This window comes from Azohydromonas lata, assembly GCF_034427735.1.
In the GTDB taxonomy this organism is placed as follows: Bacteria; Pseudomonadota; Gammaproteobacteria; order Burkholderiales; family Burkholderiaceae_C; genus Azohydromonas; species Azohydromonas lata.
In genome coordinates, this window is the sequence record NZ_JAXOJX010000003.1 from 64,652 (window position 1) to 85,472 (window position 20,821).

Below are 20,821 nucleotides of genomic sequence, written 5' to 3' on the forward strand. Positions count from 1 at the left end.
CGAGCGAGTGCCTAGGGCAAGAGGCCTTGTGCCTTGGACAAGGAAAAAACGCAGCTGCTCGCCGGATCAGGCGGCGAGCAGCCAGTTGGGGCGTTCGGGTGTTCCGGGCGGAGCCGATGAGTAAGGCACGCCGGCAGCGGGATGCTGGGGCGGCGCTGCATGCGCGCAGACGAAGACGGCCACGTCAGGCGGCAGCGACGGGCCACCCAGGTGGCAGACCGGGCAGTCGTTGTCGGCGATGCCCGAATCGGCCTGGGACTTTGCGCCGTCATCGGCCTGGGCCGACTTGTGCACGTGCACGTGGTGGCCGAAATGCTGGGCCGTTGGCGCCGTCTCGTGGCTGCAGTAGGCCGCGGCCGCGCTCCAGACGAACTGGAGCGGCAGCAGCATCAACAGCATGATGACAAGGCGGCGGCGCATGAAATTGATTATAGAGACTACAGGGTTGACGCGGGCATGCGGCGTGCCCGCGCTACCGTGCCACCCTTGATAGCAGCACCCGCGGAATGAGCCTGGATTGTCCGCACGTCTTCTGGCGGCATTGTCATTAAAAAGCTTGTAGCAAGTGTAGAGTCAATGAGCATTTGGAATGCCTGTAATGGTCAGACATGAAGATCGGTGAACTGGCCCAAGCCACCGGCACGCAGGAGGGGACGATCCGCTACTACGAGCGTGAAGGCCTGCTGCCGCAGCCTGCGCGCACGTCCAGCAACTACCGCGTTTACGGTCCCGAGCACGTCGAGCGGCTGGAGTTCATCCGGCAGTGCCGCAACCTCGACATGGCCCTGAACGAGATACAGGTGTTGTTGCGCTCCAAGGATGCGCCGCAGGACGATTGCAGCGCTGTGAATGCCTTGCTGGAGGCGCACATCGGCCATGTCGACCAGCGCATCCGCGAGCTGCGCGTGCTGCAAAAGCGCCTGAGAGAGTTGCGCCAACGCTGCAACCGGGCTCAGCCTGCAGGCGACTGCGGGATTCTCAACAGCCTTGCCCAGGCCAACAGTCCTGCACCCAAGCCGCGGCCACGGCCGCACAGCGCCTTGGCTGACGTTCACAAGCGAGCGCGCGAATGACTTGCCTGCTGTGCGCTGCGTCGGACCGTGCCGTACCCACGTGATTCGCGTTGATCGATGCTGGCTCCATACGGCGACCCAGTCGTGCAATGCAGGCCTCCACGCGAACGGCCCCAGGCGCAGCGCCTTGGAACGAAGCTGCCGGGCAATCCGTCCCCGCGTGGGCTGGAGACGGGGCAAGCGACAGCCCAGGATCTTGGCGCCATGCCGTTCGGGTTCGCTGCCTGCGCATGATTCCAGGCGGGTCAGCGCGGTGGCGCACACGAGCGCAGGCGAGGCCCGTGCGACCAACAGTCGGGCGTGCTACAGCCCTGCGGGCAGCATTCGTGTCGGCAACCATGCCTCGGTGCCGTCAGCGCGCAAGATCCATGACGGCGATCAGGCGGCTCGAAAGCGCCCTTGACCGCGCGCCAGCCTCATCGCCCGTGAACCATCGGTAACGGCTGCCCACAAACCATGTGGAGCCCTGAATCTCGACGAAGCGCACGTCGCCGGCTGCACCATCGATGTCCAGGTTCGATTGCGTTGCATCCCACCACAGGGCGAGCCGGTGCCTGCCGGCAGGCAGCCGGACCTGCACGAGACTCTCGGGCACCGTCGTGATCGGACCGGCACCATCCACGCTGACGTCCACCTGGTTCACGGCATCCGCCCATCGGTTTCGAACGATGAGGAGCGTCAGTGCGCCGGGCTCGGGTTCGAATCGCTTGACGTCAGCCTCCACCTGCTCGGACGGAATGGCGTGCAATGTGCAGGTGGATGTTGGACTCTCGCTGGCTCGGAAGCAATACCTGCCGGATGCGTCGATGTGCCTGGGCTGTGGCGAGGTACATCCCACCAGCAATGTCGCCGCGGCCAACAGCGCTGCAAACGTGCCCGTGCGTTGGAAGGTCATGGAGAGGGACTCCTTGTTGCGCCGTGACGGCGGCTGGCGCTGGCGTGCGGCGACAGTGCCCCGGCAGGTGGCCACGCCGGCCCGCGCGGCTGCCCCGTTCCGACGGCTGCCCGTTCCGACGACTGCTGCTGGCCGCAGCAGACCTGCACATGTCAGCCTCCAGCGGTCACTTGAACGCGAAGCGCACGTTGACGGCCTTCTTTCCCGGCAGCGTGACCGTGGCCACGGCCTTGGTGCCGGCACCTACCTTGAAGTTGCCCTGGGCTTGGAGCTTGTTGTCCCCCGCAGGCGCCAACGTCGTCTCGGTCTTGTCGCTGCCGCTGAGCAGTGTGAGCTTGCCGCTGGCGCCTTGCGTGGCTGCGGGCTTGCCATGGTCGCGCACGTAGAGGATGACGACATCGGCCTTGGCCACCAGCTCGAAGTCCATGTCGCTGGCCTCGACGACGACGCCGCCATGCATCGGCTCGTGGCCATGACCGTGCTCGTGCTCCTGTGCCGCCACGGCGGTGCCCAGGCAGGCCAGCAAGGCAGCAGCGGCCCAGATGCGGTTGAGTTTCATGAGAAGTCCTTTCGTTGAGCGCAGGGATGAAGAATGAAAAGGCCACCAAGCTCAGAAGGCCTCGGCATTGCCGTCGTCGACCAGCCGCTCGGCGTCGCGGCGTCCAAAGAGCCAGAACATGGCCGGAGTGAGGAAGGTGTCGAGCAAGGTCGAGCTGATCAGGCCCGAGAAGATCACCACCGCCACCGGGTGCAGGATCTCGGTGCCGGGCTGCTCGGCCTCGAACAGCAGCGGCGCCAGCGCGAAGGCCGTCACCAGCGCCGTCATCAGCACGGGGCTCAGCCGCTCCAGCGAGCCGCGCAGGATCATGCGGTGGTCGAAGTCCTCGCCCTCAAAGCGCATGAGGTTGATGTAGTGGCTGACCTTGAGGATGCCGTTGCGCACGGATATGCCCGCCAGCGTGATGAAGCCCACCAGGGCCGCTACCGACAGCGGCTGTCCGGCCAGCCACAGCCCCACCACGGCGCCCACCAGTGCCAGCGGGATGTTGGCCATGATCAGCAGGGCCAGCTTCGAGCTCTTGTAGCGGCTGAACAGCACGACGAACATCAGCACGGCCGACACGATGGACAGCAGCCCCACCAGGCGGGAGGCCTCCTCCTGGGCCTGAAACTGTCCGCCCAGCGTCACGAAGTAGCCCTCGGGCAGCTTGGTCTCGGCCACCACGCGGCGGATGTCGGTCACGATGTCCGACAAGGCACGGCCCTGGGCATTGGCCGACAGCACGATGCGGCGCTTGCCATCGTCGCGGCTGATCTGGTTGGGACCGTCGCTATCCTCGATGGAGGCAATCTTGGACAGCGGGATGCGCCCCGATGGCGTCTCGATGAGGATGTCCTGCAGGCCCTGCGTGGAACGCGCCTCCTCGGGCAGCTTGACCACCAGCGCAAAGCGCCGTCCGCCCTCGACGATCTGCGTGACCTTCTCGCCCTCCACGAGGCTTTGCAGCACCGTGAGCACCTGCGGCGCCGGAACGCCATAGCGGGCTGCCGCCGCATAGTCCAGGCGCACCTTGATCTGGGGCGCGAGCACCTGCTTCTCGATTTCGAGATCGGCGATGCCGGGGATCGACGCCAGCCGGTTGCGCAGCACGTCGGCTTGGCCGCGCAGCGTGTCGAGGTCCTCGCCGAAGATCTTGATGGCGATCTGCGAGCGCACGCCCGAGAGCATGTGGTCGATGCGGTGCGAGATGGGCTGGCCAATGGCGATGGCCGCGGGCAGGTTTACCAGGCGCGAGCGGATGTCGGCCTGGATCTGCTGCATGCTGCGCTTGATCTCGCCCACGGGCTTGAGGCCCACGTCGAGCTCGCTCACGTGCACGCCCTCGGCGTGCTCGTCAAGCTCGGCCCGGCCGCTGCGGCGCCCGACGTGGGTCACCTCGGGCACCTGCTTGACCAGCACTTCGGCCTGGCGCGCGATGTCGGTGGATTGCGCCAGCGTCACGCCGGGATTCAGGCGCATGCCGATGAGCAGCGTGCCTTCGTTGAACGGCGGCAGGAAGGTGGTCGCGAAGAAGGGCACGGCCACTGCCGCAGCCAGGACCGCCACCGCACCCGCGGCAACCGCAGCGCGAGGCCGGTTCAGGACCTTCTGCAGCGCGTTGCCGTAGCGGCGCTTGAGCCAGGCCAGCAGCCGGGTGTCGCCATGGTCGAGCGACTTCATGCGCGGCAGCAGATACAGCGAGAGCACCGGCGTGACCGTCACCGACACCACCAGGCTGGCCAGCGTCGAGACGATGAAAGCGATGCCCAGCGGCACGAACAGCCGCCCCTCCATGCCGGGCAACGCAAACAGCGGCACGAACACCAGCACGATGATCACGGTGGCGTACAGGATCGCCGAGCGCACCTCCATCGTTGCACGCGCCACCACCTCGATGGGATGCAGCCGGTGCTCGTGATGGCGGCTGCGATCCTCCTTGAGCCGACGCATCACGTTCTCGATGCCCACGACCGCGTCATCCACCAGGCCACCGATGGCAATGGCCAGGCCGCCCAGCGTCATGGTGTTGATCGACAGCCCGAAGTAGCGGAACACCAGCGCGGTGATGAAGATCGACACCGGAATCGCCACCAGCGCGATCACCGTCGTACGCACGTTGCCCAGGAAGAGGAACAGGATCACCGCGACAAAGGCCGAGGCGGCGATGAGCTTGCCCTGCAGCGTGTTGATGGAGGACTCGATGAAGCTGGCCTGGCGGAACGTCACGCGCGGCGCCTGCATGCCTGCGGGCAGCGAGCGCTTCATCTCGTCGAGCGCGGTCTCGATCGAGCGGGTGAGCTTGATCGTGTCGGCGGTGGGCTGCTTCTGGATGCCCAGGATGACGGCGGGCTGGCCCTCAAAGCCCGCGTCGCCGCGCCGGATTGCCGGTGCGAACGCCACCTGCGCCAACTGGCGCAGCAGGATCGGCTGGCCGTCCCTGGCCGTCAGGGCCAGGTTCATGAGGTCATCCAGGCTGGAGGTGCGGCCCAGGTTGCGAATCAGGTACTCGCGCCCGTTGAGCTCCAGAAAGCCGCCCGAGGTGTTGGCTGAATAGTTCCTCAGAGCCGATTCGAGCTGGTCGTGCGAGATGCCCAGATCCGCCATGCGGCGCGTGTCGGGCTGGACCTGGAACTGCCGCACTTCGCCGCCGATGGGAATGACCTGCGCCACGCCAGGGATCGCCATCAGCCGCGGCCTCAGCACCCAGTCGGCGTACTCGCGCACGGCCATGGGCGTGATCCTGGACGGGTCGATCGGGATGGCGATTTGCATGATCTCGCCCATGATCGAGCTGATCGGCCCCATGCGCGGGACCACGCCGGCGGGCAGCCCTTCCTCCATGGACGCCAGGCGCTCGGACACCATCTGCCGTGCCCGGAATATCTCCGTGCTCCAGTCGAAGGTGACGTAGAGGAAGGACAGGCCGGCGCTGGAAGTGGAGCGCACCGACTCCACCCCCGGCAGGCCGTTCATGGTGGTCTCCAGCGGGAAGCTGATGAGTTGCTCCACCTCCTCGGCGGCCATGCCGCCGGCCTCGGTCATGATCGTGACCGTGGGCTTGTTGAGGTCGGGGAACACGTCCACCGGGGTGCGCGAGAGCGTGAAGGCGCCATAGGCCATCAACACCAGGCTCGCGATGATCACCAACAGCCGGTTGGCCAGGCTGCTGTTGAGAAGCCACTTGAACATGCGCGGCGCTCCGTCAGCGGACCTGGTTCACGAGCGTCGCGCCTTGCGTCACGACCCGATCGCCGGCCTTGAGCCCCGTCGTTGCCGCCAGCGTGGCGCCGTCGAGCGGCTGCACCGTCACCACCCTGGGCTCGAAGCGCTCGGGCGCCGCCTTGACCCAGACGATGCTCTGGTTCGAGGGGTTCTTGACCAGTGCGTCCGCGGGCACGGGTACGCCCTGGACACGGCTGCGGGTCTGCACGACCACCTGCACGGGCTGCCCGACCGCCAGCGCGGACAGTGCGGCACCCTCGGCACGGAACATCAGGGGCAGCGCCTGCTCGCGCAGCGAGCGCGATGCGCCGACGAACGTCAGCGGCACCGTCTTCCCGCCAGCCATTAGGAACGCCGTGTCCACGTCCGAGGCCACTGCGGCGTCAAAGGCCAGGGCTTCCACGCGCAACCGAGACGGATCCACCACCTCGAACACCAGTTCGCGCGCGTCCACCACCTGGCCGCTGACGGCGTTGGCCGAAGCAATCACGCCCGACACGGGAGCCAGCAGCGCGTCGCGCCCGGAGAGGCCGCCACCGATGGCTGCCATGCGCGCGCCCAGGCTGGCCACCTCGCTTTCGGCCACCTCGATCTCCTTGCGCGGCACGGTGTCGGCCAGCTCCTTGAGGCGAGCCAGGCGCTTGGCCGCCAGATCGCGGCCGGCTCGCAGTTCGGCCAGCTGCGCCGCTTGGTTGGAGCGCTCGATGGCGCTGGCCGAGGGCACGACGTAGGCCAGCACGTCGCCCTTGCGCACTGGCTGGCCCACGGAGGGCAGCCCGCGCGGGCCGGGCTCCAGCCTCCCGGCCACCAGGGCCTGCACCATGCCTCCGGCGTTGGGGTCCATCTGCACGCGGCCCGCCAGCTCCAGCGCACGGGGCAGTTGCCCGGCCTGGGCCACCGCCGTGCGCACGGCCATCTGGCGTTGCGCGGGCTTGGGCAGGAAGACGCTCCCGTCGGGAAGGCGCTGGGGACCGCTGGCGTTGATGGCTGGAGCAGCGTCACCGTGGTCGTGTCCGTCGCCAGCCCGTGCCAGCGATGCGGCCAGCGCCAGCGTCAGCAGCACGAGTGCGGAGTGAATGCGGGCGATGCGCTTCATGCAGCGGCTCCGGTACGGCTGCGACGGCCGGTGGCGTAGCGCCGCCAGCCCCAAGCCATGGCGCCCAGGGCGCCCAGCACCCCGGCCACCCAGCCGGAGGCGCTCTGCCAGTGGCTGGCATTGCCCTGCTCGGCATGCTCGTCGGCGTGCAGGTCCAGCTCGCCGGCGAGCAGGTCCGTCACGGCGCCCGCCGTGACGGTGGCCGTTACCGGGGTGGCGCCGGGCTGCAGCGGCTGCGCCAGCGTCGCCTCGAACTCGCCTTCGGCATGGGGTTGCACCTTGATCTTCTGGCCACCGATCTCGACTTCCAGTTGGGCGTCCTTCACTGGGCTGTTGCTGTCGGCATGGTCCAGGTAGAGCGTCAGGTGCGTGCCGTTGACGACGGCCACCAGCTCGAAATCTTCGGAAACGGCGGCGAAGCGCGGCAAGGCCGGACCGGTGGCCGCGGGCGGTGCATCGCCATGGTCATGGCCGTCGCCGGCCTGCGCGGCCGGCACGGCCAGCAGTGCAAGGGCTGCCACGAGGACAGCCGCAGACTTGTGGATTCGAGGGGCGTACATGACGGAAGTCCCGGGATATCGTTGCGGGGAGTGCGTGCGGATAGGGGAGTGTTGTGACGGGTGCATGTCGCAGCACCTCACTCGGGCAGCAGGCCCATGGCCTGGCGCCATTGCGAAAGTGCCTGTGCCAGCTCAATGCGCGCGCGCGCCTGCAGCCGCTCGGCCTCGAAGGCCTCCAGCTCGACGCGCAGCCGGGTCGGCAGGTCCGCTTCACCAAGCCTGAAGGCCTTGTCGATGAAGCCGCGCGTCTGCTCAGCTAGCGCCGCGCGCTGCGCGGCCGCTTCAGCGACCTGGCTCGCACCGTCCATACGGGCCTGGGCTGCGGCAAGCTCGCCCTGCAGGCGCTGCTGCTCCACGGCCAGCGCGCTCTCGGCCTCGATCCGTTCCGCGCCGGCTGCCGCCACGCGGGCGCGATGCCGGCTGTCCGATCCGAAGGGAATGCGCACGCCGACGGTGAGCGACTGGCCGTAGGCCTCGCCCAGCACATCGCGCTCGCGCGTGGAGGCCAGGGCGATCTCGGGGTTGGCGCGCCGCTGCACGCTAGCCAGCGCCTGGCTGCGCCGCGCCACTTCGGCACGATCCTGCAGCTCGACCAGCAGAGGGTGGAAGAAGTTGGTGCCGGGGGCGGGCATGGCCTCGGCTGTGTCGGGCAGCGGCTGGGGCAGTTCGATGCCCGCAAGCGCCCTGAGCGCCTGCAGTGCCTGCGCCTGCAACGCGGCAGCTTCAGCCAGTCCGGCCCGCGCCGCGGCTGCCGCTCCCTCGGCTTGGTGCTGGTCGGCCCGGGAGAGATCGCCCGCGTTCACGCGGCGTGCGACGTCAGCGGCGAGTTGCTGCGTGTTGGCCAACCGGGCCTGCGCCAGGGTGGCCTCGATACGGGCACGGTGCACCGTCCACCAGGCCTCGCGGACCTGGCCGGCCAGTCGCAGCTGCGCGGCCAGCACATGGCTGTCCACGGCCTGGCGTTCGGCCTCGGCCACGGCCTGCGTGCGCGAGCGCTCGCCGGGCAGCCACAGCGGCACGGCCACGCCGGCGACGTACTCGCGCCGGCCGTTGTTGCGCATCAGGCGGTCGCTGCGGCCCGACAGCTCCAGCGCTGCCGGCTCGGGCGTCCAGCTGCGTGCCGCTTCGAGCCGAGCATCGGTGGCGTCGCGCCGCGCCGTGGCGCCGCGCGCCTCGGGTTGCCGTTGCCAGGCGCTGTCGAACACCTGCCGCAGCGTGATGGAAGTGCCGGTGGCGTCTTGGGCATGGGCGCCCGGCGCGATGGCCAGCAGGCAGGCCCATGCCAGAGCGGATGCGGCTCGGCCCGCACCCCGACCCCAGGGTCCGAATGTCATGAAGTCTCTCGCAAGCGAAGCGGGCGGCGGCCCGCGTTGTTCTGGTCAGGAGGGACGGAGCAACAGGCCGCTCATGCGGCGCGTCAGCCGGTCACGGCCGGCCTCTTCCGTCCAGAGATCAGATCAGTCACGCGAGAGGGGGGCGCAGCGGATTGTCGGGATCACGCTGCGGGATGAAGTGCTGGCAGATGCCGGGCACAAGATCGGGCCCAGATTGGGTCAACGACGTGGACCAGTCCAGCAAAGCCATCGACCAGCCGTGGCCCTGGCATGTCGAGCAGTCGGCGCCGCAGGACCAGTCCGCAGCGCCGTCGTCGGAAGCGTCACGATCCATGGCTGCCGCTGCGACCTCGTGCACGTGCTCGTGGTGGCCGAAATGCGCTTGGCTGCCGCTCACGCGCTCATGTCCGCAGGCGTTCGCTGCCGCCGCCCAGATCGACTGGAACGGCAGCAACGCAATCAGCAGGACAAGCACGAAGCGGCGCATTGTGCAAGTGTATCAACACCAATATGCCGGCCTCCCATATATGTCTGCGGCAGGTCGGTTTCCTGGTCAGCTGCCCTGCGTCGTCCACTGTAGGCGCTGCTTTTCCTCGGGGGACTGGCTCAGCCGTTCATGGCGCACCTGCTCACGCGTCTTGGTCTGCGTGGCCGCCGGGAACGTGTCCAGCGGCGGGCCTTCGCGGACGATCAGGCCCGGTGCGGCTGAGCGCGCGTCGGCTTGCACCTGCGCTCGGGTCGACGTGCTCTGGGCGTGCTCCGGGTGATAGCTCAAGCCCTGGTCCGTGTTTTCCTGGTGCCATTCGGCATTGGCCATGGCCAGGGCCGGGGCCAGCAGCGCTGCGCCTATCAGCAGGCCGGTGCAATGGGAGCGGGCTTTCATCAAGCTCATGAGGTTCTCGAATCTCGAAAAGTGAGGGAGTTGCGTGGGAATCGAAAGGCGTGGTCAGGGACCGCGAAACATCTCCTGCAGGCGCTGCCGTTCAGCGGCGGACATGTTCAGGTACTCGTTGCGTACCTGTTCGCGCGTCTTGCCTGTCGTCGCGCTCGCTGTGCTTGCCGCGTCCGGCGTGGAGACACCAGCGGCACTGCGACCCCCAGCCCCCGTACTCGTGCTGCCGTGATCGGGCTGGTACCGGTAGCCCTGGTTGTTGTTGGCCGGTACCCAGGGCGAATCCGCCATGGAAACAGCCGGCGCCAAGAGCACCGCGGACAGGGTCGCGACGGCGGAGAGCTTGCGGGTCTTCATGAGGTGCTTCCTTTCGTGACATTGGCCGCTACATCAGCGACCGTGAAAGCACTGTAGAAACCGGACCGGAACACGACGGCGTCACGCAGATGACAATTTCGTCATCTCCTCTCGGGCCAGGCAAGGCTGTTTCGGACCAACGCCGCGTCGTTCTGCGGTTGATGTGCTGTAGGCATGCCGTCCTGGATTGCAAAACCGTCATCAGTCCGCACGCCTGTCGTAACCCCGCGCCATTCAAACTGGACGGCGGGATGACGAAAGGGCAAAGGGCCCGCATCGGCTGCATCCCGTGCAACCAGGAGAACAGCATGAGCTTGCGAGCTTTCAGGACGATCACGCTCGTCGGCAGCATGGCGTTGATCGCCAGCGCGGCAATGGCAGCGAATGACGCAAGGCTGTCCAACGGCAAGTCCATGTACGGAACACCCGTCGATGCCAGGACCGCCATCAAGGAAGTGAATGTCGCCACGACCGGAGCCGTGAACGTGTCATGCGGCGACGTCGTTGCGTTCCGCAACGCGGACAAGACCTTTGCATGGAAATTCGACGTGATCGGCCACCGCGACGTGGACTTGCAAAGCATCGCTCCGGCAGGCTTCGCCAACAAGCCGCTGCGCATTCACGTCGCAACCAACGACATGGAGCGCAACTGACTTTCTGAGGGCTGAGCGCCGGCGGCCGCCATGGCGGTCGTGCAGCATGCGCAATTCAAGGCCGCCGAACCGCGACGCGTCACTGCAACAAGCTTCACGGTGGTGGCTGGAGCCGTGGGACGTCAGGATGGCGTGCCGGCCGCTTTGAGCCATGGAGACAGTAGGGCCGCGAATCGGCAACCGCTGCCATCGACAGTTGCCGTCGTGCGCCGCGACTGTTGCGCAAGGCTCCATGAGCCTTGAGAATGGCCATGGCGCAACTGCCCAGCTCAGTTGGTGCAGTTGCTCAGGGCACCGGCCCGGATCAGGGCGCCGGCTTGCCGCACTGGCCGCAAAACCGGCTGCCCACTTGCAAACCCTTGCCGCATTGCATGCACGCGACATTCAGCGACGTGCCGCACTGAGGGCAGAACTTGCTGCCGGCGGGGGTGGTCGCGCTGCACTTCAGGCAGGCTTGGCCCGCAGCAGCCTGCGGCACCGGGGCAAGGACGCAGCGCTGGCCACTGTCGGCAAATGTGCTGGAGTTGTCGTTGCGGCCGTGACGGCCGCCGCTGTGATGGCCACCACCCTGGTGCTTGCGGCCGTGGTGCCCGTCGAAGAGGCGATCGAAAATTCCCATGCTTCGGATTCCTGTATCTCAAGGTACTTGAACTCCACGTTGCCGCCGACAGCCGAAATCGTTGGACGTCAACCAAGGCTGTAGAGACAGCCGCCATGTCGTCACTGTAGGCACCCGTGCTCGACGCTCGGCGAACGACAGCATGACAATTTCGTCATCTTCCCCAGGACATGAAATGGCGACAATCGCGTCATGCGAATACTGGTGGTCGAGGATGAGAAACGGGTGGCCGAGTACCTGCACAAGGGTCTGACCGAGAATGGCTACGCCGTGGACTTGGCGCACAACGGGCCGGACGGCCTGCATCTGGCGCTCGAGGGCAGCTACGACCTGGTGCTGCTGGACGTGATGCTGCCGGGCATCGACGGCTTTGCCGTGTTGCGCGCCTTGCGGGCAGTGCGTGCCACGCCGGTATTGATGCTCACGGCCCGCGATGCGGTGGACGACCGTGTGCACGGCCTGCAGCAAGGGGCCGACGACTACCTCGTCAAACCCTTCGCGTTCTCGGAGTTGCTGGCCCGGGTGCAGGCGCTGCTGCGCCGTGGCACGCAGCAGCACGCGGAGCTGGACGCCAACCGCTTGCGCCTGGCGGACCTGGAGCTGGATCTGGTACGCCGGCGTGCCACCCGAGCTGGGCAGCGCCTGAACCTCACTGCCAAGGAATTCCTGCTGCTGACCATGCTGCTTCGCCACCGCGGCGAAGTGCTCTCGCGCACCGTCATTGCCGAGCAGGTCTGGGACATGAATTTCGACAGCGACACCAACGTGGTGGACGTTGCAGTCAGGCGATTGCGCAGCAAGCTCGATGACCCCTTCGAGACGAAGCTGCTGCACACCGTGCGCGGCATGGGCTACGTGCTTGAGGACCGTATACCTTGAAGCGGGCGCCGGCGCGGTCGCTGGTATGGCGCCTGTCGGTCTGGTCGGCGCTCCAAAGCCTAATGGGGCTGACGCTAGTGGCGATGGGGGTCTACCTTGCCACCGCCTGGAGCCTTTCCATCCGGGAGCAAGAGACGCTGGAACAACGCCAGGCCGTGGTCGAACATCTGATCGAGGAAGCCATTGCCAATGCCGATCTGGTGACATTGCGCCACAAGCTTGACGACTTCTTCGTCAGCACGACGGGCATTGGACTGCGTCTGGAGCTGCCCGATGGCAAGCCGCTGTACGAGCGCGCGATGCAAGGCAACCACGGTCACACGCGGGCAGCAAGGTTCGAACAGCGTTGGCCATTGGATTTCCAGGGCTCAATCCGTGGTGCACTGACGCTGGACACGTCCTTGGACGACAGTTTGCTGGAACGCCTGGCGGCCATCCTGGTGGTCAGCGCGCTGGGGGGTGCGACGCTGATTTCGCTGACCGGCTCCGTGCTCGTACGCCGCAGCCTCATGCCCGTGTTGGCGCTGTCGCGTCAGATCCGCTCCATCGGGCCTGCCGGTCTGCACGGACGGCTTGACGGCATTGACCAGCCTGAGGAACTGCAACCCGTTGTGGAGCAGTTCAATGCACTGCTGCAAAGGCTGGAGCAGGCCTACGCGCAGCTCGAAGCGTTCAACGCTGACGTGGCCCATGAGCTGCGCACGCCTTTGGCGGCGCTCATCGGCCACAGCGAGGTTGCCCTGAGCCGGCATCGCTCCGTGCAGGAATTGCAGGAAGTCATCGGGAACAACCTCGATGATCTGCGGCGGCTCTCGGGCATCGTCAACGACATGTTGTTCCTGTCCAAGGCGGACCGCGGTGCCAGGGCACGCCGCCTGCCCCTACCCAGCGTTGCGAGGATCGTCAACGAAGTTGTGGAGTTTCATGACGCGGCACTGCACGAAGCCGGTCTCCAGGTCCGGCTGACGGGCGATGCCTCGGGCGCTTTCGACGCGGCGTTGCTACGCCGTGGGCTGTCCAACCTGCTGGCCAACGCCACCCGCTATGCCAGCCCGGGCTCCACCGTGGAGGTGGACATCACAATGCCTTCCCATGACCTCCTGCAGCTGGTCGTGAGCAACACGGGCAAGGACATTGGGCGCGAGCACCTGCCTCGCCTGTTCGATCGCTTCTACAGGGTGGAAGCGTCGCGCGAGCACAGCGACGTCAATCATGGCCTGGGATTGGCCATCGTGGCCGCAATCGCGCGAATGCATGACGGCCAGACCTTCGTGGACTCCCATTCCGGCCGTACAAGCATAGGCCTTCGCCTGCCCGCTATAGCGGTAGCGAGCTCACCAAGTCGCCAGCTTTGACACGAGCCTCACCCAGTACCGATGGGTCGCTGCCGTCGTTGCCCATCATCGCCCGCGCACTGGCGCTGGCGCGGTCCGAACCACATCAAAGGTCGTCACAACAGCGCCAAAGGCGGCCGTCACGGACGGCAGTGTATCGCGCGGGCTGGAACTACCCCATGCCAGCCAGGGCCACGGCCGCGCCAGCCCCGTCCCAGGCCGGCGGACGGAGTTGATCGACGGCCCACAGCCACAGCAGCGCCACGTCGATGTAGGCGCCGCCGTAAGCCGCATAGACGCGAACCTGGGAGAAGCGGTCCGCGAAGCGCTGGGCGTGGTCACTCCAAGGTTGCGGCCACTGCCGCGTGGGGCCTGCGCACCTGGGATGCCGTGCCCGGCGCTTGGCGTTGCGCCGCAGATTCACATGCGCACGCTGGACGCCGGCCTGCATGTCCCTGAGGCACCTGGGCACCTGTCCTTGACTCTGCAGCGGCTACAGGGTTTGCAATCCAGCCTGAAGCAAGCATCGAACCCTCATGGACAAGACCAACGTTTCCTCCTGCCAAGGTCACTGCGGCTGCTCCGCAGCGGCTGCGGTGCCAGCCGCACCTGCGCTTCGCGTCTCGCGCTACCGCATCGACAACATGGACTGCCCCACCGAGGAGGCGCTCATCCGCGACCGCCTGGGCCGGGTCGAGGGCGTGCAGCAGCTCGACTTCAACCTGATGCAGCGCACGCTCGACGTGCACCACGCGCTGGCGACGGCGCAGCCTGTCGAGGCGGCCCTGGCTTCCATCGGGATGAAAGCCCAGCCCCGCGACGAGGCGCAGGCGCGCACCTCGGTGCTGACCATCTCCAAGATGGACTGCCCCACCGAGGAGGCGCTGATCCGCAGCAAGCTGCAGGGCATGCCCGGCATCCTCGGCCTGGAGTTCAACCTCATGCAGCGCAAGCTCACGCTGCACCACAGCGCCCAGGCGCTGCCGCAGGCGCTGGCGGCGCTGCGCGCCATCGGGCTGGGCGCCGATGAGCCCGACCCCGGTGCGGCGCTCGCCGGCGCAGCGCGCGACGTGAACGACCTGCCAGGCGAGCGCGAGCCCTGGTGGCCGCTGGCGTTGTCCGGCGCCGCGGCGCTCGCGGCCGAGGCGGTGGAATGGCTGCAGCCTGACAGCTCGTGGCTGGTGCTCGCGCTCGCGCTCGTGGCCATTGGCAGCGGCGGGCTGTCCACCTACAAGAAGGGCTGGATCGCGCTGCGCCACCTCAACCTCAACATGAACGCGCTGATGTCCATCGCCGTCACCGGCGCGATGCTCATCGGCCACTGGCCCGAAGCCGCGATGGTGATGTTCCTCTTCGCGGTGGCCGAGCTCATCGAGGCCAAGTCGCTCGACCGCGCCCGTCACGCGATTCGCGGGCTGCTGGAGCTGGCACCCGACAAGGCCACCGTGCTGCAGCCCGACGGCAACTGGACGGACGTCCTGGCCTCCAGCGTCGAGCCCGACGCCCAGGTGCGCGTCAAGCCCGGCGAGCGCATCGCGCTCGATGGCCAGATCGTCTCGGGCCGCTCGACGGTCAACCAGGCGCCCATCACCGGGGAGAGCATCCCCGTGGAGAAGGCTGCGGGCGACAAGGTCTTCGCCGGCACCATCAACGAGTCCGGCTCCTTCGAGTACCGGGTCACGGCCCGCGCCGGCGACTCCACGCTGGCGCGCATCATCCATGCCGTGGAGTCGGCCCAGGGTGCGCGCGCACCCACCCAGCGCTTCGTCGACCAGTTTGCGCGCATCTACACGCCGGCCGTCTTCGCCGTGGCACTGGCCGTGGCCGTGGTGCCGCCGCTGGCTCTGGGCGCCGAGTGGCTGACGTGGGTCTACCGGGCCCTGGTGCTGCTGGTGGTGGCCTGCCCCTGTGCGCTCGTCATCTCCACCCCCGTGACCATCGTCAGCGGCCTTGCGGCAGCGGCCCGCAAGGGCATCCTCATCAAGGGCGGCGCCTACCTGGAAGCCGGGCGCCGCCTCACGGCCATCGCCCTGGACAAGACCGGCACGCTCACCCACGGCAAGCCCGAGCAGACCGACGTGGTGGCCCTGGGCGGCGACGAGGGGCCGCTGCGCCGCATCGCCGCCAGCCTGGCGTCGCGCTCGGATCACCCCGTGTCGCAGGCGATCTCGCGCGCTGCGCGGCGCGACACCCTCCCCGTGCTCGACGTGCAGGCGTTCTCCGCACTGCCGGGCTACGGCGTGCAGGGCAGCGTGGACGGCACCACGTACCAGCTGTGCAACCCGCGCTGGACAGAGCAGCGCTTCGGCCCCCCTTCGCAGGCCGAGCAAGCGCGCATGCAGGCGCTGGAGCAGCAGGGCAAGACGCTCGTGCTGCTGAGTGACCAGAGCCGGGTGCTCGCCCTTTTCGCGGTGGCCGACACCGTCAAGGACAGCAGCCGCAGCGCGGTGGCCGAGATGCAGGCGCTGGGAGTGCGGACCGTGATGCTCACGGGCGACAACCCGCACACGGCCCGCGCGATCGCGGCGCAGGTGGGCATCGACGACGCCCGCGGCCACCAGCTGCCCGAGGACAAGCTGCGCTTCGTCGAGGAGGCCAGCCGTGGCGGCCAGCACGTGGGCATGGTGGGCGACGGCATCAACGATGCGCCGGCACTCGCGCGCGCGGACATCGGCTTTGCCATGGGGGCCGCGGGCAGCGACACCGCCATCGAGACGGCCGACGTCGCGCTCATGGACGACGACCTGCGCAAGGTGCCCGCCTTTGTCCGGCTCTCGCGCGCAACCGCCCGCGTGCTCGTGCAGAACATCGTCCTGGCGCTGGGCATCAAGGCGGTTTTCCTGGTGATGACCTTCACCGGCCAGGCCACGATGTGGATGGCCGTCTTTGCCGACATGGGCGCGAGCCTGCTGGTGGTGTTCAACGGCTTGCGGCTGCTGGCCTGGTCGGACCGTTCACCAGCGCCTGGCGCCGCCGCACCGGAGCGGCTTTCGCCAGCAGCACGGTGATTGCGCCGGCCGGCCCGCGCCGGCCCACCCCTGGTGCAGGAGCGCTTGGATGGACAGCTTGCGGGCTTGACGGGCATCAATGCGCTGGACGGGATCAGGTCAAGAATCTTCCAAGCATTCCGCCAAGAGCGGTGTCGAGGCTTGGGCAGTCATCAGCCAGGCCAATTGCGTTCGTGACCCTGGAGGTCCGTGATGAACAAGCGAGTTCTTGCCATGGCAGTTGCCGCAGCGCTGGTCTTGCCGGCATGCGCACAGCAAGGGGGGGCACCCAGCGGCAGCACACAGGCTCAGCCTGCGGCGCCCAATCCGGCCGAGTTCGACAAGCAGATGGCCCAGGTGCAGGCGCAGATGCGCCAGATGCAGGCGCAGATGGAGCGCATCCGCTCCACGCAGGACCCCCAGGAGCGCCAGAAGCTGATGCAGGAGCACTGGAGCAGCATGCAGGCCGCCATGACCGCGATGCACTCGATGTGGGGACCCGGTGGCGCCATGGCCTGCTGCATGGGCGGCGCGGGCAACATGACGGGTGGCCCCGGGATGATGCGCGGCCCGATGATGGGCTGGGACCACATGCGCGGCTACTACTCCAGCCTCACGCCCGAGCAGATTCGCCAGCGCCAGTACATGACGGACCAGTACATGCCGATGCAGCAGATGATGATGGACCACATGATGTGGCACCAGCAGTGGATGATGAATCCGCCGGCTGCCGCACCGGCGAAGTAGCCAGGAAGGACGGCCGCCGCTGGCGGCCACGCGCCCGGCAGTGCGCTGCGCCTGCCCGGGCGACGAGGTTCCCTGGCTGCGGCTACTCAAGCCGCCCGCGGTGGCTGGGCACGCCGGCCTGAGAGCGCGTTGAGCCGGAAACCGACCAGCGCGATGGCCAGCACGACGAGCTGTGCCGTCACGGTCTCCAGCGAAGGAAACAGCCCCAGCAGCTCGATGCGCGGCGAAGGAATGGGGCTCGCGGAGAGCCAGCCGGCCTCCTGGAGGGCCGCCACGCCCTTGCCGCACAGCACCACGGCCAGCAGGGCCACCAGGACCGAGCTGATCGAGAAGAACTTGCCGATGGGCATGCGCGCACTCGTGCGCATGAGCGCCCAGGCGATGACGGCCAGGATCGCCACCCCGGCCGCCAGCCCGCCCAGCAGTGCGGCGCCGTTGCCCTCGACGGCCAGCGCCGAGTAGAACAGGACTGTCTCGAACACCTCGCGGTAGACCGCGATGAAGGCCAGCGCGAACAGTGCCCAGGCCGAGCGGCGCGACATCGCCGACGACAGCTTGTCCTTGAGGTACGCCTGCCAGCGCCCCGCGCTGCTCTTCTGGTGCATCCACAGCCCCACGGCCAGCAGCACGAGCGCGGCAAACAGCGAGGAAACCCCCTCCGTCACCTCACGGCTGGCGCCACTGATGCCCACCACGTAGGTGGCCACGCCCCACGTTGCGCCGCCGGCGGCCAGCGCGCTCATCCAGCCCGCGTGCACATGCCGCACTACGTCGTGGCGCTGCGCCTTGCGCAGGAACGCCAGCATGCCCACGATGATGAGCAGTGCCTCGACGCCTTCGCGCAGCAGGATGGTCAGCGCGCCCAGGAACGTGGTCACGGGGTCGGCTGCGCCCTTGCCCAGTTCGGACTCCACCTGCGCGAACACGCCGTCGAGCTGCTGAGCCATCGCCGCGGCCTCCTCGGCCCGACCAGAGGCCAACGCCCCGCGATAGCTCAGCATCCGCGCCTCGACCTGTGCCGTCAGATCCTTGTTGCGCGCGGACAGCGTCGGCTCCAGCGGCTCGAAGCCATCGAGGTAGGCGGACAGGCCCAGCCGGGTCGCCTCCGGGAAGTTGCCCGCGCGTGCCGCGGCGACGCTGCGCTGCAGCTGCGCGCGCGCCAGCGCCACGCCCGTGGGCTTGCCCTGGGCAACGGCCTGCGGCTGCGAGCGCAGGTAGGCCACCACGTCCCGGGCCTCGTCGGCACCAAGGGCCGTGGCGGCTGCGCCTTCCGTGGTCGTCGTGACGGCGGCGAGGTCGCCGAACTGCGTCCTGGCCGCCGAGCTGTTCTTCCACAGCGCCTGGCCGCGCTCGCGCATGGCCGCGTCGTACGACAGCCCGCCGGCGAAGAATGCCAGCGCCCAGCGATCGGACTCCGGCAGGCTGGCAAAGCCGGGCATGGACGTGCCGCCCACGCCCTGCGTGACGATCTGGTAGAGCGCAAGCACGCTGCGCGAGCGCGCACGCTCGCGCTCGGTGAAGGCCACCGGCTTGGGGTCGAGCCGGGCCGCCAGGGGCCCGTCACCGTGGCCACCGGCGCCATGACAGCTTGCGCACTGCGCCTGGTACAGCGCCGCGCCGCGCTGCAGGTCCGGCAATGCCTTGGGCGCCACCGGCACCGGGTACGCCGCCAGGAGCTGGTCGCCGGCCTGCCGCGCCAGCGCGGCCACCTCGGTGCTGTGCACCCGCTGCTCCACCGCCTGCTGCACGGCCGCCACCGCCGCCACCAGGCGCTCGCGCGCGGTGTTCGGGGGCAGCGCTTGCGCTTGCCGCAGCGCGTTGGCGGCGAACTCGCGCATCTCGGCGTACTCCGCCTCGCTCAAGACCTTGCCATCGGCGACGGCACCACCGTAGTCCACGCCCACGTAGTCCAGCAGTTGCCACACCTGCCTGACGGAGGCTTCGGAAGGGGTGTCGTTGGCTGCAGCGAGGCTGCACCACAGGCACAGCGCCAGCAAGGTGCCAAGGAGTCGGACAAGGACGTTCTTCATGATGGGAATGATTATCGTTCCCTGTATTGGAAACCCTATAGCGGGTGTAGAGTCAAGCGCTGTTCATTCAATGGCCTGCATGGCGGTAGAGGCAACGTGAAGATCGGCGAACTGGCCAGCCAGACGGGGACGGCCGTGGAGACCATCCGTTTCTACGAACGCGAGGGGTTGCTGCCCGAGCCTGAACGCACGGCGGGCAACTACCGCGTCTACACGGCGGCGCACGTGGAGCGACTGGCCTTCGTGCGCCACTGCCGCAACCTCGACATGACGCTCGACGAGATCCGGGTGCTGCTGCGCTACAAGGACGCGCCCGAGGACAACTGCGGCGAGGTCAATGCGCTGCTGGACCAGCACATCGGGCATGTGGCACAGCGCATCCGCGAGTTGCGCTCACTGGAGAAGGCTCTCAAGGACTTGCGCCAGCAGTGCAACCAGGGCCAGCAAGCACGGGACTGCGGCATTCTCAACGAACTCACGCAGGCAGCCAACCAGGCGCCTTCATCGCGTTCGCATCGGTCGAGCCACGTCAAAGGTTGCCACTGAAGGCCAGGGCAGAGCTACCTGGGGCGGCGTCAGGGGGCATGTCACTGCTTCGTGCCGCCTTGAAGGTTTCCAACCGGCCGCAGCTCCGTCACCGTCAGTATCCCGCTGATCACCGTCAACACGAAGCTCACCGTCTGCCCGGCGGTAACGGTGCCCATATCAACCGAGGCAGCCACCGGAAAGTCCATCGTCATGGCCGGCATGCCCAGGCTCGGCATGTCGTCGTGGTCCACGGTGATCAGCCGGTCGGGGACATCGAGGTCGAGTAGCTTGCCCCTGCCCTGGAACGTGGCCGGCGCAGCCGTCGATGCTTTCGCAGTGGCAGCAGTAGCGGCAGCCGGCGCTGGCTCGGCACCCTGAGCCGCCATGACAGCCGCGCACAGTGCCACGGCTGCGAAAGGGATGCTCGTTGATCTTGCTCGCATGCTCACCTTTTTGAAGCAGGCTGCTCGTTGCCCTGCGAAGTCTCCGGCGCCTCGCGCTGCGACGTCGCGTGGCTGAGAGCCGCGCCCAGGGCGTCGAGCTGGCGCTGCCGGGTGCGCAGCCTCGTTGCCGGAAACGCCGCTGCGAGCCAAGCATAGACGACGTACTTCAGCAGCTTGCCGGCCCACAGCGCCAGGATGACCTGGGCCACGGGCAGCCGCGAGATGGCCGCGAACATGAGCGCCGGCGTCAGGGGCAGCGGCAATGCCGAGATCAGCAGCAGCGCCGGGGTACCGTAGGCGCCAAGCCACCGGGTTGCATCCAGCCAGGCCGCCGAGCGCACGACCTCGGGATAGCTGTCGAAGAAGCGCGCCCAGCCCAAATGGTGAAACACCAGGTACAGCAGCGCTGACCCCGCGGCGGAGCCCAGGCTGCCGCCCAGCGCCAGCGCGAACCAGCGCCGGGGGGCGAGCAGCACGGCGGCCACGAGGATCGAGGCGAAGGGCACGCTCATCGACAAGGTGGCCGCCAGCGCCATGCCGGCGACCACCACCGGGAAGCCCCGGTGCTGCGCGTGCCGCGTCAGGCTGCGCAGCAGCCCGGTCTCCAGCGTGGGACGCAACACCACGGCGT

The 20,821-nt window shown here is 67.9% G+C and carries 22 protein-coding genes; 7 read left to right on the forward strand and 15 right to left on the reverse strand.

Annotation, left to right across the window (positions count from 1 at the left end):
* Positions 1–66: 66 nt before the first annotated feature.
* On the reverse strand, positions 67–420 hold the full coding sequence (gene czcI, locus SM757_RS03780; RefSeq protein ID WP_029001655.1) for a cation efflux protein, CzcI family: 354 nt from the start codon (positions 418–420) through the stop codon (positions 67–69).
* A 188-nt stretch (positions 421–608) separates the two neighbouring features.
* On the opposite strand from czcI, the gene cadR (SM757_RS03785) reads away from it, so the two are divergent.
* Positions 609–1,073, forward strand: coding sequence for a Cd(II)/Pb(II)-responsive transcriptional regulator (gene cadR, locus SM757_RS03785; RefSeq protein WP_051244335.1), 465 nt, complete (start codon positions 609–611; stop codon positions 1,071–1,073).
* Between the two features lie 352 nt (positions 1,074–1,425).
* On the opposite strand, the gene SM757_RS03790 is transcribed toward cadR (SM757_RS03785), so the two are convergent.
* The 9 genes from SM757_RS03790 to SM757_RS03830 all read right to left on the reverse strand — a co-directional run bounded on the left by SM757_RS03790 (position 1,426) and on the right by SM757_RS03830 (position 9,970).
* Positions 1,426–1,968, reverse strand: coding sequence for a hypothetical protein (locus SM757_RS03790; protein ID WP_156902147.1), 543 nt, complete (start codon positions 1,966–1,968; stop codon positions 1,426–1,428).
* A 166-nt stretch (positions 1,969–2,134) separates the two neighbouring features.
* Positions 2,135–2,527 carry a hypothetical protein gene (locus SM757_RS03795; RefSeq protein ID WP_029001657.1) on the reverse strand — a complete coding sequence of 131 codons (393 nt, stop codon included), beginning with the start codon at positions 2,525–2,527 and terminating at the stop codon, positions 2,135–2,137.
* A gap of 51 nt (positions 2,528–2,578) precedes the next feature.
* The gene (locus SM757_RS03800; RefSeq protein WP_029001658.1) at positions 2,579–5,698 is read right to left on the reverse strand and encodes an efflux RND transporter permease subunit; all 3,120 of its coding nucleotides are present in this window, start codon (positions 5,696–5,698) and stop codon (positions 2,579–2,581) included.
* A gap of 13 nt (positions 5,699–5,711) precedes the next feature.
* Entirely contained in the window at positions 5,712–6,827 is a 1,116-nt protein-coding gene (locus tag SM757_RS03805; protein ID WP_029001659.1) for an efflux RND transporter periplasmic adaptor subunit, read from the reverse strand.
* Positions 6,824–7,387 (reverse strand): hypothetical protein, encoded by a 564-nt coding sequence (locus SM757_RS03810; RefSeq protein ID WP_043461569.1) that lies wholly within the window; start codon positions 7,385–7,387, stop codon positions 6,824–6,826. The genes SM757_RS03805 and SM757_RS03810 overlap by 4 nt, the downstream gene beginning before the upstream one ends.
* Positions 7,388–7,464: 77 nt before the next feature.
* Positions 7,465–8,721, reverse strand: coding sequence for a TolC family protein (locus SM757_RS03815; RefSeq protein ID WP_051244338.1), 1,257 nt, complete (start codon positions 8,719–8,721; stop codon positions 7,465–7,467).
* Between the two features lie 127 nt (positions 8,722–8,848).
* Positions 8,849–9,208: a hypothetical protein gene (locus SM757_RS03820; RefSeq protein WP_051244343.1), complete on the reverse strand. Its 360-nt coding sequence runs from the start codon at positions 9,206–9,208 to the stop codon at positions 8,849–8,851.
* Positions 9,209–9,274: 66 nt separating this feature from the next.
* Complete coding sequence (locus SM757_RS03825; RefSeq protein WP_064736103.1) at positions 9,275–9,613, reverse strand: DUF4148 domain-containing protein; 339 nt, start codon at positions 9,611–9,613, stop codon at positions 9,275–9,277.
* Between the two features lie 54 nt (positions 9,614–9,667).
* Entirely contained in the window at positions 9,668–9,970 is a 303-nt protein-coding gene (locus SM757_RS03830; RefSeq protein ID WP_029001661.1) for a hypothetical protein, read from the reverse strand.
* A 308-nt stretch (positions 9,971–10,278) separates the two neighbouring features.
* On the opposite strand from SM757_RS03830, the gene SM757_RS03835 reads away from it, so the two are divergent.
* Positions 10,279–10,623 (forward strand): CzcE family metal-binding protein, encoded by a 345-nt coding sequence (locus SM757_RS03835; protein WP_169517155.1) that lies wholly within the window; start codon positions 10,279–10,281, stop codon positions 10,621–10,623.
* 304 nt (positions 10,624–10,927) lie between these two features.
* Here SM757_RS03835 and SM757_RS03840 read toward each other — a convergent pair whose 3' ends face one another.
* Entirely contained in the window at positions 10,928–11,242 is a 315-nt protein-coding gene (locus SM757_RS03840; protein ID WP_029001662.1) for a zinc ribbon domain-containing protein, read from the reverse strand.
* A gap of 192 nt (positions 11,243–11,434) precedes the next feature.
* Here SM757_RS03840 and SM757_RS03845 point away from each other — a divergent pair, with 192 nt between their 5' ends.
* Entirely contained in the window at positions 11,435–12,121 is a 687-nt protein-coding gene (locus tag SM757_RS03845) for a heavy metal response regulator transcription factor (RefSeq protein WP_029001663.1), read from the forward strand.
* Positions 12,118–13,476 (forward strand): heavy metal sensor histidine kinase, encoded by a 1,359-nt coding sequence (locus tag SM757_RS03850; protein WP_029001664.1) that lies wholly within the window; start codon positions 12,118–12,120, stop codon positions 13,474–13,476. Before SM757_RS03845 ends, SM757_RS03850 begins: the two co-directional genes overlap by 4 nt.
* 151 nt (positions 13,477–13,627) lie before the next feature.
* Here SM757_RS03850 and SM757_RS03855 read toward each other — a convergent pair whose 3' ends face one another.
* Positions 13,628–13,906: a YnfA family protein gene (locus SM757_RS03855; protein WP_051244348.1), complete on the reverse strand. Its 279-nt coding sequence runs from the start codon at positions 13,904–13,906 to the stop codon at positions 13,628–13,630.
* An 85-nt stretch (positions 13,907–13,991) separates the two neighbouring features.
* Between SM757_RS03855 and SM757_RS03860 the strand changes: the two genes are divergently transcribed.
* Both SM757_RS03860 and SM757_RS03865 read left to right on the forward strand, forming a co-directional pair.
* Positions 13,992–16,463: a heavy metal translocating P-type ATPase gene (locus SM757_RS03860; RefSeq protein WP_064736104.1), complete on the forward strand. Its 2,472-nt coding sequence runs from the start codon at positions 13,992–13,994 to the stop codon at positions 16,461–16,463.
* Positions 16,464–16,655: 192 nt separating this feature from the next.
* Entirely contained in the window at positions 16,656–17,189 is a 534-nt protein-coding gene (locus tag SM757_RS03865) for a hypothetical protein (protein WP_029001665.1), read from the forward strand.
* Between the two features lie 86 nt (positions 17,190–17,275).
* Here SM757_RS03865 and SM757_RS03870 read toward each other — a convergent pair whose 3' ends face one another.
* Complete coding sequence (locus SM757_RS03870) at positions 17,276–19,219, reverse strand: FTR1 family protein (RefSeq protein ID WP_084151200.1); 1,944 nt, start codon at positions 19,217–19,219, stop codon at positions 17,276–17,278.
* A gap of 96 nt (positions 19,220–19,315) precedes the next feature.
* Here SM757_RS03870 and cadR (SM757_RS03875) point away from each other — a divergent pair, with 96 nt between their 5' ends.
* Entirely contained in the window at positions 19,316–19,765 is a 450-nt protein-coding gene (gene cadR, locus SM757_RS03875; RefSeq protein ID WP_043461575.1) for a Cd(II)/Pb(II)-responsive transcriptional regulator, read from the forward strand.
* A gap of 41 nt (positions 19,766–19,806) precedes the next feature.
* On the opposite strand, the gene SM757_RS03880 is transcribed toward cadR (SM757_RS03875), so the two are convergent.
* Both SM757_RS03880 and SM757_RS03885 read right to left on the reverse strand, forming a co-directional pair.
* On the reverse strand, positions 19,807–20,190 hold the full coding sequence (locus SM757_RS03880; protein ID WP_043461577.1) for a copper-binding protein: 384 nt from the start codon (positions 20,188–20,190) through the stop codon (positions 19,807–19,809).
* A 2-nt stretch (positions 20,191–20,192) separates the two neighbouring features.
* Positions 20,193–20,816, reverse strand: coding sequence for a YqaA family protein (locus SM757_RS03885; protein ID WP_238446929.1), 624 nt, complete (start codon positions 20,814–20,816; stop codon positions 20,193–20,195).
* Positions 20,817–20,821: the final 5 nt, after the last annotated feature.

What these genes read in the sequence shown, in the direction of transcription:
- czcI (WP_029001655.1), bottom strand. Translation starts at nt 420, where the DNA reads ATGCGCCGCCGCCTTGTCATCATGCTGTTGATGCTGCTGCCGCTCCAG.
- cadR (WP_051244335.1), top strand. Translation starts at nt 609, where the DNA reads ATGAAGATCGGTGAACTGGCCCAAGCCACCGGCACGCAGGAGGGGACG.
- SM757_RS03790 (WP_156902147.1), bottom strand. Translation starts at nt 1,968, where the DNA reads ATGACCTTCCAACGCACGGGCACGTTTGCAGCGCTGTTGGCCGCGGCG.
- SM757_RS03795 (WP_029001657.1), bottom strand. Translation starts at nt 2,527, where the DNA reads ATGAAACTCAACCGCATCTGGGCCGCTGCTGCCTTGCTGGCCTGCCTG.
- SM757_RS03800 (WP_029001658.1), bottom strand. Translation starts at nt 5,698, where the DNA reads ATGTTCAAGTGGCTTCTCAACAGCAGCCTGGCCAACCGGCTGTTGGTG.
- SM757_RS03805 (WP_029001659.1), bottom strand. Translation starts at nt 6,827, where the DNA reads ATGAAGCGCATCGCCCGCATTCACTCCGCACTCGTGCTGCTGACGCTG.
- SM757_RS03810 (WP_043461569.1), bottom strand. Translation starts at nt 7,387, where the DNA reads ATGTACGCCCCTCGAATCCACAAGTCTGCGGCTGTCCTCGTGGCAGCC.
- SM757_RS03815 (WP_051244338.1), bottom strand. Translation starts at nt 8,721, where the DNA reads ATGACATTCGGACCCTGGGGTCGGGGTGCGGGCCGAGCCGCATCCGCT.
- SM757_RS03820 (WP_051244343.1), bottom strand. Translation starts at nt 9,208, where the DNA reads ATGCGCCGCTTCGTGCTTGTCCTGCTGATTGCGTTGCTGCCGTTCCAG.
- SM757_RS03825 (WP_064736103.1), bottom strand. Translation starts at nt 9,613, where the DNA reads ATGAGCTTGATGAAAGCCCGCTCCCATTGCACCGGCCTGCTGATAGGC.
- SM757_RS03830 (WP_029001661.1), bottom strand. Translation starts at nt 9,970, where the DNA reads ATGAAGACCCGCAAGCTCTCCGCCGTCGCGACCCTGTCCGCGGTGCTC.
- SM757_RS03835 (WP_169517155.1), top strand. Translation starts at nt 10,279, where the DNA reads ATGAGCTTGCGAGCTTTCAGGACGATCACGCTCGTCGGCAGCATGGCG.
- SM757_RS03840 (WP_029001662.1), bottom strand. Translation starts at nt 11,242, where the DNA reads ATGGGAATTTTCGATCGCCTCTTCGACGGGCACCACGGCCGCAAGCAC.
- SM757_RS03845 (WP_029001663.1), top strand. Translation starts at nt 11,435, where the DNA reads ATGCGAATACTGGTGGTCGAGGATGAGAAACGGGTGGCCGAGTACCTG.
- SM757_RS03855 (WP_051244348.1), bottom strand. Translation starts at nt 13,906, where the DNA reads ATGCAGGCCGGCGTCCAGCGTGCGCATGTGAATCTGCGGCGCAACGCC.
- SM757_RS03860 (WP_064736104.1), top strand. Translation starts at nt 13,992, where the DNA reads ATGGACAAGACCAACGTTTCCTCCTGCCAAGGTCACTGCGGCTGCTCC.
- SM757_RS03865 (WP_029001665.1), top strand. Translation starts at nt 16,656, where the DNA reads ATGAACAAGCGAGTTCTTGCCATGGCAGTTGCCGCAGCGCTGGTCTTG.
- SM757_RS03870 (WP_084151200.1), bottom strand. Translation starts at nt 19,219, where the DNA reads ATGAAGAACGTCCTTGTCCGACTCCTTGGCACCTTGCTGGCGCTGTGC.
- SM757_RS03880 (WP_043461577.1), bottom strand. Translation starts at nt 20,190, where the DNA reads ATGCGAGCAAGATCAACGAGCATCCCTTTCGCAGCCGTGGCACTGTGC.